At 38.4% G+C, this 15,962-nt stretch carries 12 protein-coding genes; 5 read left to right on the top strand and 7 right to left on the bottom strand.

Annotated features, from left to right (window positions below):
* The first annotated feature begins 104 nt into the window (after positions 1-104).
* The gene (locus tag OQE68_RS06795) at positions 105-413 is read left to right on the top strand and encodes a PepSY domain-containing protein (protein WP_180570128.1); all 309 of its coding nucleotides are present in this window, start codon (positions 105-107) and stop codon (positions 411-413) included.
* Positions 414-484: 71 nt separating this feature from the next.
* Here OQE68_RS06795 and OQE68_RS06800 read toward each other — a convergent pair whose 3' ends face one another.
* Positions 485-1,291: a hypothetical protein gene (locus OQE68_RS06800; RefSeq protein ID WP_180570129.1), complete on the bottom strand. Its 807-nt coding sequence runs from the start codon at positions 1,289-1,291 to the stop codon at positions 485-487.
* Positions 1,292-1,878: 587 nt separating this feature from the next.
* On the opposite strand from OQE68_RS06800, the gene OQE68_RS06805 reads away from it, so the two are divergent.
* Entirely contained in the window at positions 1,879-5,046 is a 3,168-nt protein-coding gene (locus OQE68_RS06805) for a scabin-related ADP-ribosyltransferase (RefSeq protein ID WP_180570130.1), read from the top strand.
* Between the two features lie 79 nt (positions 5,047-5,125).
* Here the strand turns inward: OQE68_RS06805 and OQE68_RS06810 are convergent, their stop codons facing one another.
* The gene (locus OQE68_RS06810) at positions 5,126-8,245 is read right to left on the bottom strand and encodes a trypsin-like serine protease (RefSeq protein ID WP_180570131.1); all 3,120 of its coding nucleotides are present in this window, start codon (positions 8,243-8,245) and stop codon (positions 5,126-5,128) included.
* A gap of 593 nt (positions 8,246-8,838) precedes the next feature.
* Here OQE68_RS06810 and OQE68_RS06815 point away from each other — a divergent pair.
* Positions 8,839-9,717, top strand: a complete 879-nt coding sequence (locus OQE68_RS06815) for a LysR family transcriptional regulator (protein WP_180570132.1) — start codon at positions 8,839-8,841, stop codon at positions 9,715-9,717.
* Between the two features lie 134 nt (positions 9,718-9,851).
* Positions 9,852-10,796 carry an AEC family transporter gene (locus tag OQE68_RS06820; protein WP_180570133.1) on the top strand — a complete coding sequence of 315 codons (945 nt, stop codon included), beginning with the start codon at positions 9,852-9,854 and terminating at the stop codon, positions 10,794-10,796.
* Positions 10,797-10,852: 56 nt separating this feature from the next.
* Here the strand turns inward: OQE68_RS06820 and OQE68_RS06825 are convergent, their stop codons facing one another.
* The 3 genes from OQE68_RS06825 to OQE68_RS06835 all read right to left on the bottom strand — a co-directional run bounded on the left by OQE68_RS06825 (position 10,853) and on the right by OQE68_RS06835 (position 12,668).
* A complete protein-coding gene (locus OQE68_RS06825; RefSeq protein ID WP_255490982.1) occupies positions 10,853-11,344 on the bottom strand; it encodes a gamma-glutamylcyclotransferase family protein in 492 nt (163 codons plus the stop codon).
* Positions 11,344-11,886, bottom strand: a complete 543-nt coding sequence (locus tag OQE68_RS06830) for a DUF2058 domain-containing protein (RefSeq protein WP_180570135.1) — start codon at positions 11,884-11,886, stop codon at positions 11,344-11,346. Before OQE68_RS06830 ends, OQE68_RS06825 begins: the two co-directional genes overlap by 1 nt.
* Before the next feature lie 287 nt (positions 11,887-12,173).
* Positions 12,174-12,668, bottom strand: a complete 495-nt coding sequence (locus tag OQE68_RS06835; RefSeq protein ID WP_180570136.1) for a cupin domain-containing protein — start codon at positions 12,666-12,668, stop codon at positions 12,174-12,176.
* 351 nt (positions 12,669-13,019) lie between these two features.
* Here OQE68_RS06835 and OQE68_RS06840 point away from each other — a divergent pair, with 351 nt between their 5' ends.
* The gene (locus tag OQE68_RS06840) at positions 13,020-14,015 is read left to right on the top strand and encodes a polysaccharide deacetylase family protein (RefSeq protein WP_180570137.1); all 996 of its coding nucleotides are present in this window, start codon (positions 13,020-13,022) and stop codon (positions 14,013-14,015) included.
* 7 nt (positions 14,016-14,022) lie between these two features.
* Here the strand turns inward: OQE68_RS06840 and OQE68_RS06845 are convergent, their stop codons facing one another.
* Together OQE68_RS06845 and OQE68_RS06850 are read right to left on the bottom strand one after the other, a co-directional pair.
* The gene (locus OQE68_RS06845) at positions 14,023-14,706 is read right to left on the bottom strand and encodes an MOSC domain-containing protein (RefSeq protein ID WP_180570138.1); all 684 of its coding nucleotides are present in this window, start codon (positions 14,704-14,706) and stop codon (positions 14,023-14,025) included.
* A gap of 16 nt (positions 14,707-14,722) precedes the next feature.
* The gene (locus OQE68_RS06850) at positions 14,723-15,955 is read right to left on the bottom strand and encodes a hypothetical protein (RefSeq protein ID WP_180570139.1); all 1,233 of its coding nucleotides are present in this window, start codon (positions 15,953-15,955) and stop codon (positions 14,723-14,725) included.
* Positions 15,956-15,962 lie beyond the last annotated feature (7 nt).

The following is a 15,962-nucleotide window of genomic DNA, read 5'->3' on the forward strand; positions in this document are numbered from 1 at the left end:
AATTCTTTTAAGCTTGAATTAAGCTAAGCACTATACACTCCTAACCCATCAACCGACAGCTACTGTCAAACAAGTTCAATTAGCATGAGAACGGAGAGTTTACAATGAAACCTATGTTAGTCGCCTTTATTTCAGTTTTTGCTGCTTCTAGTGTTGTTGCTGATATTAATGTCACTCCACAACAAGCTGAGCAACTAGCAAAAGCGGGTACAATCAAGCCATTAGCCGAGCTAGAAAGTAAAGCAAAAAGCCAGGTAAAAGGAACAACGGTTATTTACTCTAATATAGAACAAGATGATGACACTGGTGTGTATGAGTATGAAGCTAAAGTGCAAGATGCTCAGAACAAGTTATGGGAAGTCCAAATCAATGCACAAACTGGTGCAATTGTAGAAGTTGAGCTAGACGACTGATAAGGTCTTTTCAGTTAGGAAGTGAACAGTGAATAAACTAACCAGCTCCAATGGCTGGTTAGTTTTTATTGTTAACCTAAACGGCGGGTTAAAGGCCTAATGAAAAAGCAAAGGCCTGAAAGCAATAATAAAGAGGTAGGTGCCACAGGCACTGGCACAGGAGGCTGAGCCATCTCTTCCAACTCAACATTAAGCTTAGCATTGACCAGTTTCAAGTCACCCATTACATTGATTGCAAAGTTCAGGATACCATCCTGGCCTAAATCGAATAAACCAGCCTGATCAACCATTGCATTTAATGAGAAATTACCTTTATAGCCAAGTTCTTGCTCATAATAAAAATTAGTCGTGATTTCCCATTTTACGGCTTTACACCACCACAAAATAGCAAAAGCACAACCATTTTTTCTTTTTGTCATATTCTGGCCAGTTTTACGCTCACCAGTATTATAATACTGAGTTTGCCCAGTAAGAGCGTCATTACCAATACTGACAGTAGCTTTTTCAAATGCATTCTGTTTTTTCTTTAGGTGCTTATAGCGAATTTCATGCTCTTTATTCCAAGGTCCCCAACGCCACTCTTTTATTTTCCATCTATTGTTTGAATATGAGTAATCATTATTATCATCCATAAAAGTAAACATAAAAGAAGCTTTTCTCACTTTATAGTTACTAATATTTTTATTCAATTGAGAGTTGATATTAAACGACCCATTGTGCTTGCCTGCACCCAGATACTGATTATTATTAAAATTATCTTGTGCTGTTATATTGATTACTGAAGCTGACACAGAGGCTGAAGCCAGTAGTACCGATGCAGACAGAGAGCCTATCAGCATACGCAGTTTTTTTGATTTAAGTCCAAATATACCAGACATACCTACTTTCCTTAATTTGGCGGCAACGTTATATATTTTTAATAATATTATGTTTGGAGCACTTACTTAGCAAAAGACGGGCCAAACTTTTTTCCTTTATATTTCAATAGCTTTTATTTATTTTAGATAATTAGAATTCTTTAATATTGCAGCTAAATGTAAAACAAAATGACAATTAAAATAATATTTTATCTATTCGATCAAGATAAAAAACAAACCCAACTTATTATTAGCTCCTATAGCAAGTGGACATTCACCCATAATAACCAGACAAAATATTCTAAGCCAGCTAATTTATTAATATAGAGTCCCGTTGGTTATATATTAATAAGAAGAACAAATAGAAAATTGATGCACAGAAAAAAAACAAAACTCAAAACACCCAATATAGACCGACAAGGTATTTTGCTGAACATCATAATTGAATATTGAAGTCACACAAACAACCCACTTAATTGAATAAATCCTTAATTAGCAAATTGATCAAAATCGCACAACTTTTTCTTCTAAACCTTTTCATTACTGTATCCTAACTAGCCAAACTTATTCATTTATTTTATTCAATTGATTATTAGGAAGAATATGTGATGTCTATACCAACGATAGCCACTCCTTTACCTACACAAGGGAGTCGTGAATTCTCAGACGAAGTAACTGGTTCACACCGATCAAGACAAATTAAGCAACCTAAACAACCTATAGCAAGATTAATTAATAAAATTGCAACAAGTGTTGCAGAAAGTACTCAAAACCTTGAGGGAAGGCCAACTCAAACTGTACAACCAGCCTACAGCCAAAGCAATCTGGATGAGAATAAAACCAGAGCCATGTATCAGCAACTTAATAAAGAGGAAAAAATTGCAATCCATAGCGCAGCGATTAGAAGTGTACTTGAGCAGGTAGTTAAAGATAACAGCTTAAATGACAATATTAGAGGAGCTGCTCATGAAGCCCTGACTGGCATTGACCGCTTACAACAAGTTGATGTGTATGGTTATAATTCTTTAAACACTTTATTTCTTAGCAAACATAAAAATAGTCAGCCGGGTTTACTTATTCAACTAAATAGTTCTAATAAACCACCTTACATTGTTATCAATAATAATCAGGATTTACGAAACCCAGAGATAAGAGAAGCATTAAAAGCAGACTTTTCTAACTACAATAAATCAGATGGAAAAACCTATTTTGGTGTCAACACAGCTCTGGATGGATTTGGCAAACCAAATTCTGAATGGAACCCTGAAACACATTTTCGCTACTATAAAGCCCCTCTTGCCAATATTAATGAAATAGCAGAGCAGTTAGTTCAAGAAAAGGAGTCCGCTATTGTTGGCAACCCGAGTGAAAGCCTAAGCAAAAATTTTATCAACCTTATACCTCGTGCCGTAGACTTTATGCAAAACGGTAGTACATTGGATTTACCCACTGCGGTTGGCATTCCTTATCAACTCCGTGTTGAGTTTGGAAAAAATGTTAGTTTACAGTCATTTACCCAGCCTTTTACCAATTTAGCAAAAGATGTATCACTAATTGTCAGTGCAATTAATGGCGATGATCTACAGCAGGTTCAACACCGTCAAGAGCAAGCTGCAAAGGTAGGTAGCTGGGTTGATGTTGTAGTAAGCGGCGTTATTTCATTTACCGGTGCAGGGGCGGTGCTTACAGCTACTCAGGCTGTCGCCGGAATGATTGATGCTGCCGTTAATGGCCATAAAATCGACCCATTAGATGTCGTTACTCTGACTCTTAGTTTTTTACCCGGCGGAAAACTGGGTGCAGCTATATCAAAAGCCAGTAAAACGGGCGGTAAATTAGTTAAAGGGGGGATTGTTGCTACTGAGACCACGCTTGATATAGTGACCACTGCCCGAGACTTAAAAGCATCTATTAAAACCGGTAATTACCAGCAATTACTCGGCACCTTAATTGGTGGAACCCATTCAGCTCGTGGATTTAAATCTAATGCATTAAATCAAACAAACTTAGATAGCTTAAACCTTGCAAAAGGCAACTTTAAAGTAGAAAAAAATGGCCAGACTTCTGTTGATGTGTCGTTATCACCATCTCGTCTACCAGATGATGCATTTGTCAAAACACCAGAAAATGTTCAGAAAACTTCATTGATAGGCTCATATAAAGAGGTTGAATTTTTTAAGCGAGATCAAGACAATAGTCTCTGGTATCGACAGTCTGGGGTAGAAAACAACAGTTCAACATGGACAAAAGCTTCCACAGAAACAGCCGGTGATAATACCTACCATTTAATACAACTAGGTGGCCAGCGCTGGTTGAAAACAGAAAACACTGACTCATCACCTATTTATTTACGTCAGTTTAGTCTTAATGGAAAAAAAGCTAATTACGTAGGATTTACAAATGTAGATGGTTTACGCTGGACTCGTAAAACTAATGACTCCAATGCAAAATGGCGGCCTATGTCACGCCTCGAAAGAACTGCCTATAGCCTACAAAATGCTGGCGGGTTATCACCACTTCCAAAAGATAATGGTGGCAGGTCAAACGATACAGCAGAGTCTTCTCAAGCGGCATCTTCAGAAAAAGCAGGACAAAGTTCAAAGACAACTCAAGCTGATACAAGTAGCCGACCTAAAAAGCCAGCGGCCAACTATCCTACTACTCAATATGAAAAAGTCTATAGAGGAGATAGCCGAGCACCGCGGGAAGTATTCGGTGAAGGCTTTACCCCCCAAGGTACAAATACAGATTTGCGTAATCACTTAAATTTTGCTGGCAATAGTGCTTATGTTGCAACAACTTCAAGTAAAAATCAGGCAGCTACTTATGCGTTTGGTCGTTCATCTGAGGGTAATACTATTGGTTACTTATATAAGATAGGCAATAGCCCTCAAGGAATAGATGTAGCCAGTTTATACAAAAAAGACCCTGCAGCACAAAGAAACCAAGAAGTCGCCATCCAAGACTCTATACCCGGAGAAGATATTAAAGGTGCCTATGAAGTCATAGGTACTAGACATAATCCCAAAATAGGTAAATATATTCCAAACAAAAACTTTAAAAAGATTGACTCTGCTGTAATTAAAGTACTATCAGAGGGAAATGGAGCGGAGTTGGTTAAACTAATAGGAAATAGCGCCTCACGAGAAATAGTTAATAAATTGAAAGCGTCTCATCCAAAAATCAGTCCCGAGCAAATAGACATTTATCTGAGTATAGAAGTAGCCAACTTAAATAAATCACATAAACATATTGCAGGGCTAAGGGAAAAAAGTTTAACTGGAGGAGTATTTGATCAGCCTCTAATTAAGGATGGAAAACCAACGACCTACAGCAACAATGCAGATGGTGCCGTAAATTGGATTCTCGATGCATCAAATTCGAGAGGCAATGATGGAAATGAATTCTCTGTCTTGTTGCAAGAATATGTAAATAATGGCAAGGATTTAACTGACTTTTCTGTCATTAAAGAGCTGCACCAAAAACTAGTACCCAATATCAATAAAGACTTTCGTGGTCCAGTACCAGAAAGCCCATTGCCATCCAGTATTGGCGGTGAAGTTATGTTTAAACGGCATCTTGAAGGGCTTAAGAGTAACTCTGTACCTAGCAGTACATTAGGTAAGCAGCTCTTTGCAGGAGTAGTTGGCTATCATGCATTTATTGATGGAAATGGCCGATTAGGACGCTTCCTCTATGCTGTTACTGAACTACGAAATGGTGACTTTAAAGCTATGTCTATAGATGCAGAAAAAGCGTTAACAGGCCTTAAATAGTGCTTTAACTCACAACCCCCTTTCAGATGAGGCATATATTTTAGCTGTTGCCACATTTACAATAGAAAGGGGGATTTTTTTATTTACACTGATGGGCGTCGCGAATAGCCTGGATTTCTGCCATTAATTCTGGCCGTTGAACAGCTTTTAAAAATAGCTTGGTTTTTTCAGAAGTGAGATTATCTTCTCTGGGGTTTTCCTTAACGGATAGTGCTTTATCTTCATACCGCCAGACTTTCCCCCACAATGTCAGGATAGCATTTCTCCAACAATTATTATTAAGAATTTCATTATAAATTTCCTTATGATTATTACGTAAGAAATACAAGTAACGCTGGATATACCAGACAAAGCTCAAGCCCGCATCAGCTTCACTACCATAGGTGGTATAATCATAAAATGCATAGCCAATTGAGAGTGAATGACTGTATTGTACTGCCTCATCCATTACAGACTCCCAACCTTGTTTTCCTACTGGGCTATTTTTATTGATATAGGTGTCATCATAGTGATTTTTAGGTACATCAGCAGTGAATTTATCATGTTGAATATTATATAACGCTGGATATTTTCGTGACTTTCTCAACGGACAGGTAAAAGTGACATCTTTAGCGATAGGATGAGCTTGCTCAGACCAACTGGATAATTTATGCGCTAAACCATGACCACATTCATGAACAGCCAAGTCTGCTGCATGAAATAGCTCTTTTGCAGGCAAACCTTTCCATATACTTTTAGCTCGCTTAATCCAGTAGTCCGAGCATGTTTGCCCACCTTGTTTAGGCGCCTTACGCAGTATTTCTGCACCAAATGGATAACGGGCATCCAGTGCAGCAAAAATGGTTTTAGAGACATCGGCAAGAGGCGCATTAGTTTTATGGTTTTTCATAATATGATCAATATTGGTTGTAGGATTACCCATCCCCTGCTCTTTATACTGACCATCTACGCAGTTTGCTGCAGTCATTTTTTCAAATAACCCTGAGCCATTAGTGTCATCACCCGGTTTATCATTATCACCTGGGTCTGGATTGGGTTTGGGGTTTGGCTTATCAGGCCAACCTGGTCCATTTGGATCCGGTTTTGGATCTGGTTTTGGATCTGGTTTTGGATCTGGTTTTGGATCTGGTTTTGGATCTGGTTTTGGATCTGGCTTCGGATCTGGCTTTGGTACATTACTTGTTTTGATAAGCTTTATTGCATCAACAAATAAGTCTGCTTTTGGCTCAGGACCAAATATATAAAGCTCTGCTTTTTTCAGTTGGCCTGTAGGGTTAATCGCAAAATCTGAAGCAATATCATACCAGCTCTCTCCTACAGGGATTTTACTCGTATTAACTGACTTCCAGTGATACCCTTTATCATCCACATAAAATATGCGTATATCTAACGTTTGCGGTGTTTTAACAGACTTACCAAGACTTGCAGATAAACTTAAGGTATAACCTTGGTTTGCAGTTATTTTATCGGTAATTGCTAAAACCCCACCCGCATACCAATGATTACGCTCACCAATATGCAAGCTGAATTGGCCATCTTTCGCCCGATCAGCACTTTGACTTAGCTCACCCATTTTCCAAGCTGCCTGCCAACCTTGGATATTGGTTTCAAAGTCATGCTTAAGTACTACATCTGGATCTGGCTGGTTACGATTTTTTTCAGCAATTTTTACCTCATCAATTATCAGGTTCTTTTTTCCCTTTGGACCAAATAATAATAAGTGTGCTGCTTTTACTTCTCCACCTACCGAATTTAACTGAAATTCACCTTTTAGTGTTTTTTCCTGATCGGTAATTTGGTCAATGCCAATATATTGATAGTAGTAAACTCCTATTTCGCTTTTCAAAGCTAAAGCCGCAAACCCAAAGTCTTTGACCTGTCCTTTTGCTAATTGCATCTTGGCACTGAACTGGTAAGTTGTGGCTTTTTTCAATGGGGTTTTAATTTTCTGAATGACACCATCATAATAACTGCCACGGCCACTCACATCGACTTGGTAATCATTACCACAGTCTTTTTTCATTGTTATTTGTTTTAATTTTACTGCTTTAGTGTAGTATGCACGCCACTTTGTCAACTGGTTAAAGTCTGGCTGCTCAAGTAAATTACCCTTTATTAAGTCAGGTTTACTACAGGTTTGGTTTGGCTGATCAGGGTCTGGTTTAGGGTTAGGTTTACCAGGACCATTAGGATCTGGATTATCGGGGTCTGGCCAACCAGGTCCATTGGGATCACTTGGGCCAGGTTTATTTGGACCGTCCGGATCAGTAGGATCTGGTTTCCCAGGACCAGGCTGGTCAGGCCAACCTGGCCCATTCGGATCATTTGGATCTGGCTGACCAGGCCCTGGGTTTGGCTTAGGATTGGAGTCTACATCCACATATTTTTTAATCCAATCTGTGTAGTTAGCTACTTTGGTATACACACCTGGATAACCTGGTTTGGCACAACCTTGACCAAAACTAACAATGCCTACTTGATATAACTCGTTATACCACTTAACAAATAAAGGGCCACCACTATCGCCCTGACAAGAATCTTTGCCGCCTTTTTTATAGCCAGCACACACCATATTATCAGTTAAACCATAGTAAGCTCGCTGGCATTCCTGTTGCTCTACAATAGGTACGTCTACTTCACGTAGTTTTCTAGGTAGACCTAAAGTGGCTGCAATATTTTTTTGCCGGGTTTCTCCCCAACCCGCAACAGTCATCATCGCACCCGGTTGAGCAGCAGAATGATGAATATTAATGTCAGCTATTCTTATTTTGGCTATATTGGCTTTAATTGGGCGACTCAGTTTAGCCAATGCAATATCATTATCTGACGAACCACGCTTATACTTTGGATGAGGTATAAAGCGCTCAATAGAAATCACTTCGCCTTCACGGTTATTGGTACGATCAAAACGCCCAACTGTTGCTCGCTTTACACCTTTACAATGAGCAGCAGTTAAAATCCACTCATTATTCAAGATGCTGCCACCACACTCATCAAGCCAAGCCATAAACTTCCGCTCTGCAAAGTTCGACTCCTTTCCTCCAACAATTTCTGCCATCTTTGCATTATTATCAGCAGGTTTATTATTTTGACTTACTTCATGCTTAACAGAAGCTCCATGAGTGGCACCTGCAACAGCCAAACATAAAGTAGACAACGTTAATCGTATAGAATAAGGGGAAAGTGGCTTCACTATCATTGCGGTGAGTCCTGTTAATCTTGATCTGGCACAGTGCTAAAAATAAGGCGAAATATCCCTACAACTGTTTCAAGAAGGGTATATAGACGTGAAGATTAATCAGATATCTCGTTGCAAAATAGTAACTATTACACTAAAGCATAATAAACTAAGCATCCCTTTATTTTTATTTTAATTTTTAGTTATTCCTCATAAAACCAATGTAAATTATTTATGGCCAAAGCCAGCTATTTATCTCATAAATATGGGATGAATGGACCTTCAACTATATATCAAACACAATCATTTATACATTAAACACAAGTAATTCACATCTTTATTATTTATTCATAGATTATCAGTCGTATCCTCAATAATTTGCTAAGAGAACTTAAGCAAGCGCTATTGAGAAATTAAAACACGTTAGCAAGCATAACTTTATAGAAAAGTACCATAACACCCTGTGGTTTGGTGAAATATTCAGGTTAGAGTATTTGATAACCAATATTGACTATATGAAATAACAACAGCTCAGCTGAAAAAGCTATATAATAGGAAACTAAATAGATTAATAATCCTTCAACAAACAATAATGGAGAACCTCTCCTGCTACCATGTCCATCAAAGCGCTACGTGCCTTAAAAGCCATTACAGAAACTGGCAGCTTTGCTGCTGCAGCCGATCAGTTAGGGTTAACGCTGTCTGCTGTAAGCTTGCAAATTAAAACGCTTGAGCAACAACTCAATACTTCTTTATTTGATCGATCTGGTCGCAACGCGAAGCTCAATCACAATGGACAACAGGTGTTAGCTAGAGCTGAACAGATACTTAACCTATATAATCAGTTAGGTTACGACTTAGACGATAGTGAGCATTTTTCTGGGCAATATTCTCTTGGTGCAATTCACAGTGTACAAATTGGTCCTCTAGCTCCTATTTTGGCTAGCCTGCATAAAGACCACCCTAACCTGCAAATTAAAGTAAGAAGAGGCCAGTCAGCCGAGCTGGCGAAAGGGATTGAAAAAAACCAGCTTGATGCAGCCCTAATCACCGAACCTATTACTCATTATGCTTCTAACTGCTCTTTTACACCCTATACTGAAGAACCCTTCTATATTGTTGCGAATCAGGGTGCAACCATAGCCGATGAAACCAAGCTATTGCATCAAGTTCCCTTTATTCGCTTTGATAAAAAGGCCTGGGCGGGTGCCATTATTGATGAAGAGCTAATGCAGCGTGGAATTCAGGTTAACGAATGGATGGAACTTGATTCAATGGAGGCCGCCTTAAGAATGGTAGAGTATGGCTTAGGCATTACCATCATGCCATTAAGCAGGCAACGATCACAACAACTGGCTAAATCCTTTCAGCTAATCCTATTTGGTACTCCGCCTCTAAAGCGTTCTATTGGCGTTTACCAAAAACTCAACAATAGTCGTGCTCCCGTCACCAAGCTTGTGTATGAGCTGATGGTGAAGCATGTTATTAGTTGAGTTTTTTTTAACTGTTTATCAAGAAAATTAAAATTTTTTTAAGACTAGTTAAGCATTATAATACCACCTGTCTATGCCTAAGCAGTCAACATCACTGCGTTAAACCAAAAATACGCTAGCTTAAAAGCCTGGTTATGATCACTATAATTGAAGCACTTGTTCCTATCTGTTTTGCCATTGCCAGTGGCTATGTCATTAAGCACCTCGCTAATGTTCAAACCAACGTGTGGTCTGGCATCGAAAAAATTACTTATTATGTTTTAGCACCTGCCATTCTCATTGACACCATTACGCGTCATTCTCTGGCTGAGCTACCTTGGACAAGCATTATAATGGTAACCAATACCACAATTTTCGCTTGCTGTTTATTGCTTGCAGCTTGGTTATTGTTTGACAAGTCCCTGTCTAAACCAACATTTACCTCTGTCTTTCAAGGTGGTATTCGTTTTAACACATTTATAGCCCTTGCTATTACCAATGCATTATTTGGCGATGAAGGTTTAGTGATTGGCGCGCTCGTCGCTGTCACCATGATTGTATTAATCAATATTTTATGTGTAACTACTTTTTGTTTATTAATTAAATCTGATAATAGTGCCTCACCTTCACTTACATCTCAACTTACCAAAAACCCTTTAATTATTGCATGTTTGATAGGTTTATTGATTAATATTCTGAATATTCAGCCACCCAAAGCCATAGCCGATTCTATTTCATTATTAGGTCGTGCCGCCTTTCCTATTGGCCTAATGGCAGTAGGAGCAGGATTAGAGCTAAGAAGGTTATTCAGTGATTGGAAGCCATCATTATTAGCTTCTATTGTTCAGTTTGCCTTTAAACCTATGGTAGCCCTATTTATTATCAGTTATTTTTCATTAACCCCTATTACAGCTACTGTAATTATAATCTTTTTTAGCGTACCTACAGCACCTTCATCTTATATTTTGTCAAGGCAGTTAGGAGGAGATCATCAGTCTATGGCATCAATTATTACTGCCCAAACCATGTTATCATTCATTACAATGCCAATCTCGTTGTGGATAGCTAATCAGTTCTTTATATTCAACAGTAACTTGTGAGATATTGAAGCTCAATACCGCCCCGTTTTAAATAACTAATTTTTACTTCTTAAACTCTAATTATAAATCAACAGTTCCTGATGTGTCCGGTAAATATTAGCATCTTTTATAGTTCTTACAGACTCAATCATTTGAAGATAATCAGAAGGCAAACCAGCAGATCTCGCACCATAGACCACATGCATTTTATACCAATCAAAAGGGATCAAACTACCATCTATACAGATAGCATAATACATAACAGCATCATATTTCTTTCCTTGCGGGCTGATTACACGAACTATTTTATCTAAATATCCTTTACCAAGGCCTTCTATTTTATCAAGCTGATGTTTATGACTTGCCCCCAACTGATAAATGGTACCCCAAACAAAATCCGTACTATTCCCGGTATAGTAAGCATCACATTTACCTGATCCATCCATACCACGCTTATGAAAGCGTAGCTGATAACTTGTCAACTTGACGATATCAACCAGGTTGGCCTCGCCAATACGCTGCTGCAAGCGTGGCACGGACATATTAGAACCATAGGCAAAATAAAACATTACCACATTAAATCATCAGGGATCTGATAATCTGCATAAGGATCATCTTCATCAATATCTTGTTGTGTATTTTCGGCCAGAAATGCTATGCACGATTCATCCCTTAATTTAATTTTTTCTGCTATTACTTTTGGCACTAACTCATAGCCTTCATTAAGTCTTACAATTGCCAATCGGCCTTTACTAAGATCAATTTGAAGGTTTTCGGTTACATAAATTTTTTTAACCTTCTTATCATCAGTAAAGTTATAACCTACCTCTCCCTCACCTTTATTAATTTTATTCAGCTCAATTAACTGTTTTATTTGTGCAGCAATAGCTTTTTTTTCAGCTTCAGCTTTTAGTTCTAAATTTAGCAGTCTGTCTCGCTCAGCTTTTTCTTGGATAGCCTGTTGAGCACTCAGCTTAGTTTCATCAACAGCTGCTTCTTTACTCTTTTGCTTGGTTTTCTTCTTCTTATGCTGATCTTTCTTTATTTGGTTTGCCTTTTTCTTATCAACCAACCCCGCTTTTAATAACTGCTCTTGTAATGACTTGCTCATATTGTAACCTTGATAATGATTAAGGGCTGGTTTTCTTTGCTACCCCAACCCCTTGTTAACTGACTATAAACCTAAGTAGAGGTGCCCTTATTATACGCAATCTAACCAGGTATAGTAGATATAGTTTTTAGGGCAATCGGATGCATCACTACTAGCCCCTAAGCAACCTTGCAAGGGTCTAGATAAACCAAATAACTAGGGTGAAACCAGTGTATTACTCCTGCATTACCCTAATGAGTGGTATCCATACCACCATGCATTTATATAAACCTTCCTCTAAGAGTACATTATTTGATCAGCAGTCGAAGCTTTTCCCGAATAGCTCCTGTAAAGCCTTGCAGGTGATCGATGGTGGCGATTTCATTATCAGCATACTCAAAGCCAGGAATTACCACTTCACTGATTAGCCCATATTCTCCTTCAAGCAATTCAGCTGCTTTCCAAACACCACCCGATACTAGTAGTTGTAAGTGCTGACCTTGGTTGAGCTTAGAGCCTAGTACCTGATGAACTATCTCTCCTTCATCAGTAACAGTTGTATACTGAATTGCGCCTCCCAAGTGAAAGAAGTGAATAATATCTGACTTGTTACGATGCAGCACATTAATTGGACGGTCTTTAGTGAGTAAATAAAAAATTGATGTGCATAGACTTCTATTACTATTACCCTCTCCCATCCCTTCAACATAATGTGCTGATTCATAGGTTCGTCTATAATACCCAGATTCAAAAGGGTGTGGTTCCAAACCTAACAACGAAATAATCTCTTCAATCCGATTCATAACTTCGCCTTATTGTGCCTAAAAGTGGTTTTTATGAGTTTCCATGACTTGGACATATCATAGGTTAGTATTATTGAACTAATAAAATATATTTAATCATTTTCTAAAAAATATACTTCATTAATTTCTACCATAAAACGATACTTTTAAGTATGATCTGCAGAAGCTGTACCAATATTAGCAGTATAGCGCTTAACTCTTATCAACAATAATATACCCATGCTAATGGATTTTTAGGGCTGTTGTCGGTTAACAAAGCTCCATGAACCTATTAAATAATAGGGCATTCTGGCAAGAGGCGATGACAACAAATCCTAAAAATCATTCGCGAAGGGTATAAAAGGGATTTAAATGAAAGCGAGTAAATACTATCATACATCTATTCAAATAATCATTTTTTTTCTCCTCTTATTCTTTACCCTTTGGAATACTGCAAATGCACAAGGTAAAGTGATTGCCATTGTCAGTGTAGATTGGGAAGGTAGAACCTTAGAGGATCAAAACCTACAAGCAATGAACGATTTTCGTGCAGACTACCCACAAGTAGGTTTACTTCAGTTTTTAAATGCAGCTTACTACACTAAACCAGACACTAATCATCATACCGTTACTCAAGCTATCCGTTCAGTATTAAGGCCCAATGATGAACACGGCTTACATATTCATGCCTGGCGCTCTTTAATAGAGGCAGCAGGAGTCAACTTTCGTACAGAACCAAATTGGTCACACCCTGGCCCTATCACTTTAAACAGATGTCGTCTAACAGGTGATTGTGGCCATAATGTACCCATAAGCGCCTACACACAGAATGAATTAAGAAATGTAATTCAATTTAGTAACCAAACACTGGTTGATGCAGGTTTTAATTACCCTGTTAGTTTTCGCGCTGGTGGTTGGATGGCTGCCCCGCATGTCATCAACGCACTTTCTGCAGAAGGCTTCAAATTCGACTCTTCAGCAGCCGCTACTATTTTATTAAAAGGAAGAAGATGGTCAGATCGACTATATAATTGGCTGACAGAATTATGGGGGGATGTGAATACTGTTTCTCAACCTTATTTAATCGGCCCTAGTTATACTCCTTTATGGGAATTACCTGATAATGGAATATTGGCTGACTATATTACTGGTAAAGAAATGCTTACTGTTTTAAAACGCAATGTAAATAAATGGCGTCAAAACCCTGACAAAAATGTATACATTTCTATTGGATTCCATCAGGAGTCGGCTGCAAGATATATTAGTCGTATTCGTGAGGCGGTAGATCTTTTTGAAACTTATACAAAAGAAAATAATATTCCTTTTGAGTGGGCTAAACTACCCTTAGATTCAGCTAGCTTTAATTAACTTTAAGTTATTTATTTAGCAGGCGGCGAGTCCAATCATTTGGCTTACCGTCTTCTAACCAATGACTGGCATGCCGCCGCCAGTTTTTCGAGAGTGCATTATGGGCAGCCAAATGCTCAAGGTCAGTTTGATTAAAAGCATTGTTATACAAAATATCTGCACATTTCCTAACTGATAGACGCTCATCAGAGGTTTCGAGTAATTCCAACTGGTCAGCTGGTTTTACCATACCTTCTTGCAACACCCGTAATAGCCACCCGGTTTTACCATTTGCCTGCATTAATACTGACATTTGTGGATAATTAAACTGAATATTCAGCTTATAACAGGGGGAACGAGGCTGGCTGATTTGCACTACAGCTTCACCTAGCTTAAAAATATCACCTATATGGCAGTTGTCTTCATCAAACTGATTGTCAGACAAATTTTCGCCAAAAACCCCCGGTTTGAATGAGAAACCAGGACTCTCTAATTGCATTGCCTGCCAATAGGTTTCCCAATAGGCATAATGCTCACTTGGATAAAAGTGCAGTGCTCGTTCAGGCCCTCCGTGAAACCGTTCCTCATACTGCTCATCTGTTTCAAGACCTTGATCACTACAAAACACTGGTTGTCTGATTGGCACTTTATTTATAGCACTTTGGGTATTATCACCTAATGCCTGGGATGTGCCTGTTAGGATTAGCGTCATTTTTACACTACTATAACTATAAATACTTATTGCTGATTGTAGCCCAGTGACTAGAGCCAATAATTTTTATCATAGCATCAATAAATGCCTGATTTAAATCAGTCGACTGAATATTGGGGGAAGATAGCAACGAGATATAGTCGTCTAGTTTTTTTTCTGACGCCTGCAGCGCCAAGTCCAATTCTTGCCAAAATGCTGACCCTTTAAGATAAAATAATGGGTAATAGCTCATATCCTTATCTTCTGTTACTTTTTTATGCGCTATATACAACCCTACATCAGCGTGTGGGAAGGTATTTCGTCTCTTTGCCCATTCATCTACTGGAGCGCTGGTTTTCACCATAGAAAGTTGGACTGCTTTAAATGCATAGTATTCTGCCAAACTTTCGTTTATCCAACTTGGCAGTGTGTAGTTTGATAGACCATGTACTGTTTCGTGAGCAGACACTCTTAATAACATAGGCAGGGTTTTATCCGTTAACTCATCATCAGCAACTAAATAATTTGCAATATAGGCATTAGTGCCTGCTGCCCCGCCAACTTTTTTATATTTTTGATCAATTGCAACCCAAATTAAAGACCAATCAAATAGTCTGTTTTGAGAAAAAACCTGGCTCAAATAGGTATATTGCCGTTCCAACTGACGGCTGATATTAGGTAATTCAGGTGTTAGTATAGTTGAGTCTGCAAACAGGGTTAGCTTCAGCTTATCAGTAGTAATGGTAGCTGTTTGCTTGCCCCATGCAAATAACAAGGGAGCTGAATGAATATCGGGTAATTTTTTACAGACATCATCACGACCAACTACACAAATAGCAGCCGCTTCATTTCCAATAATTCTTGGTAAATTTCCCCACTCGAAAAGCAGCCACCAACCTGTTGGCGAATAAATACTTTGCTGGCTCGAAGCATCATACTCATTAGCTTTTAAAGGTTTAAATCGTACACTCCATTGAATAGACTCACAACGAATTGGCTTATCATATTTAACGGTTAGCCTCGACTTTTGACTGGTTATACAGCTTATGTCCAACGCAGTTTGATTAGAAGCCGGGATATCTCTAGAAGGGGATAAAATAAAATCGCCTAATTGGGAAGTATCCACTGAAATAGTAGCAACAGTTGGTTTTGATTTGGGAACATCAATCCAATATATCAGTTCATTTGCATTCACTGCAAAAGGAATTATGGCTACACAACAGGATAAAACTAGCCTTATAATAGAAACTATCAAAGTGCCTAACCTCATATCATCT

Origin of the sequence: Spartinivicinus marinus (assembly GCF_026309355.1) — a bacterium.
In the GTDB taxonomy this organism is placed as follows: Bacteria; Pseudomonadota; Gammaproteobacteria; order Pseudomonadales; family Zooshikellaceae; genus Spartinivicinus; species Spartinivicinus marinus.

Bases quoted from the DNA above. Each gene is read 5' to 3' on its own strand.
- OQE68_RS06810 (WP_180570131.1), bottom strand. From the start codon at position 8,245: ATGATAGTGAAGCCACTTTCCCCTTATTCTATACGATTAACGTTGTCT.
- OQE68_RS06845 (WP_180570138.1), bottom strand. From the start codon at position 14,706: ATGACGCTAATCCTAACAGGCACATCCCAGGCATTAGGTGATAATACC.
- OQE68_RS06815 (WP_180570132.1), top strand. From the start codon at position 8,839: ATGTCCATCAAAGCGCTACGTGCCTTAAAAGCCATTACAGAAACTGGC.
- OQE68_RS06800 (WP_180570129.1), bottom strand. From the start codon at position 1,291: ATGTCTGGTATATTTGGACTTAAATCAAAAAAACTGCGTATGCTGATA.
- OQE68_RS06825 (WP_255490982.1), bottom strand. From the start codon at position 11,344: ATGTTTTATTTTGCCTATGGTTCTAATATGTCCGTGCCACGCTTGCAG.
- OQE68_RS06850 (WP_180570139.1), bottom strand. From the start codon at position 15,955: ATGAGGTTAGGCACTTTGATAGTTTCTATTATAAGGCTAGTTTTATCC.
- OQE68_RS06795 (WP_180570128.1), top strand. From the start codon at position 105: ATGAAACCTATGTTAGTCGCCTTTATTTCAGTTTTTGCTGCTTCTAGT.
- OQE68_RS06830 (WP_180570135.1), bottom strand. From the start codon at position 11,886: ATGAGCAAGTCATTACAAGAGCAGTTATTAAAAGCGGGGTTGGTTGAT.
- OQE68_RS06835 (WP_180570136.1), bottom strand. From the start codon at position 12,668: ATGAATCGGATTGAAGAGATTATTTCGTTGTTAGGTTTGGAACCACAC.
- OQE68_RS06840 (WP_180570137.1), top strand. From the start codon at position 13,020: ATGAAAGCGAGTAAATACTATCATACATCTATTCAAATAATCATTTTT.
- OQE68_RS06805 (WP_180570130.1), top strand. From the start codon at position 1,879: ATGTCTATACCAACGATAGCCACTCCTTTACCTACACAAGGGAGTCGT.
- OQE68_RS06820 (WP_180570133.1), top strand. From the start codon at position 9,852: ATGATCACTATAATTGAAGCACTTGTTCCTATCTGTTTTGCCATTGCC.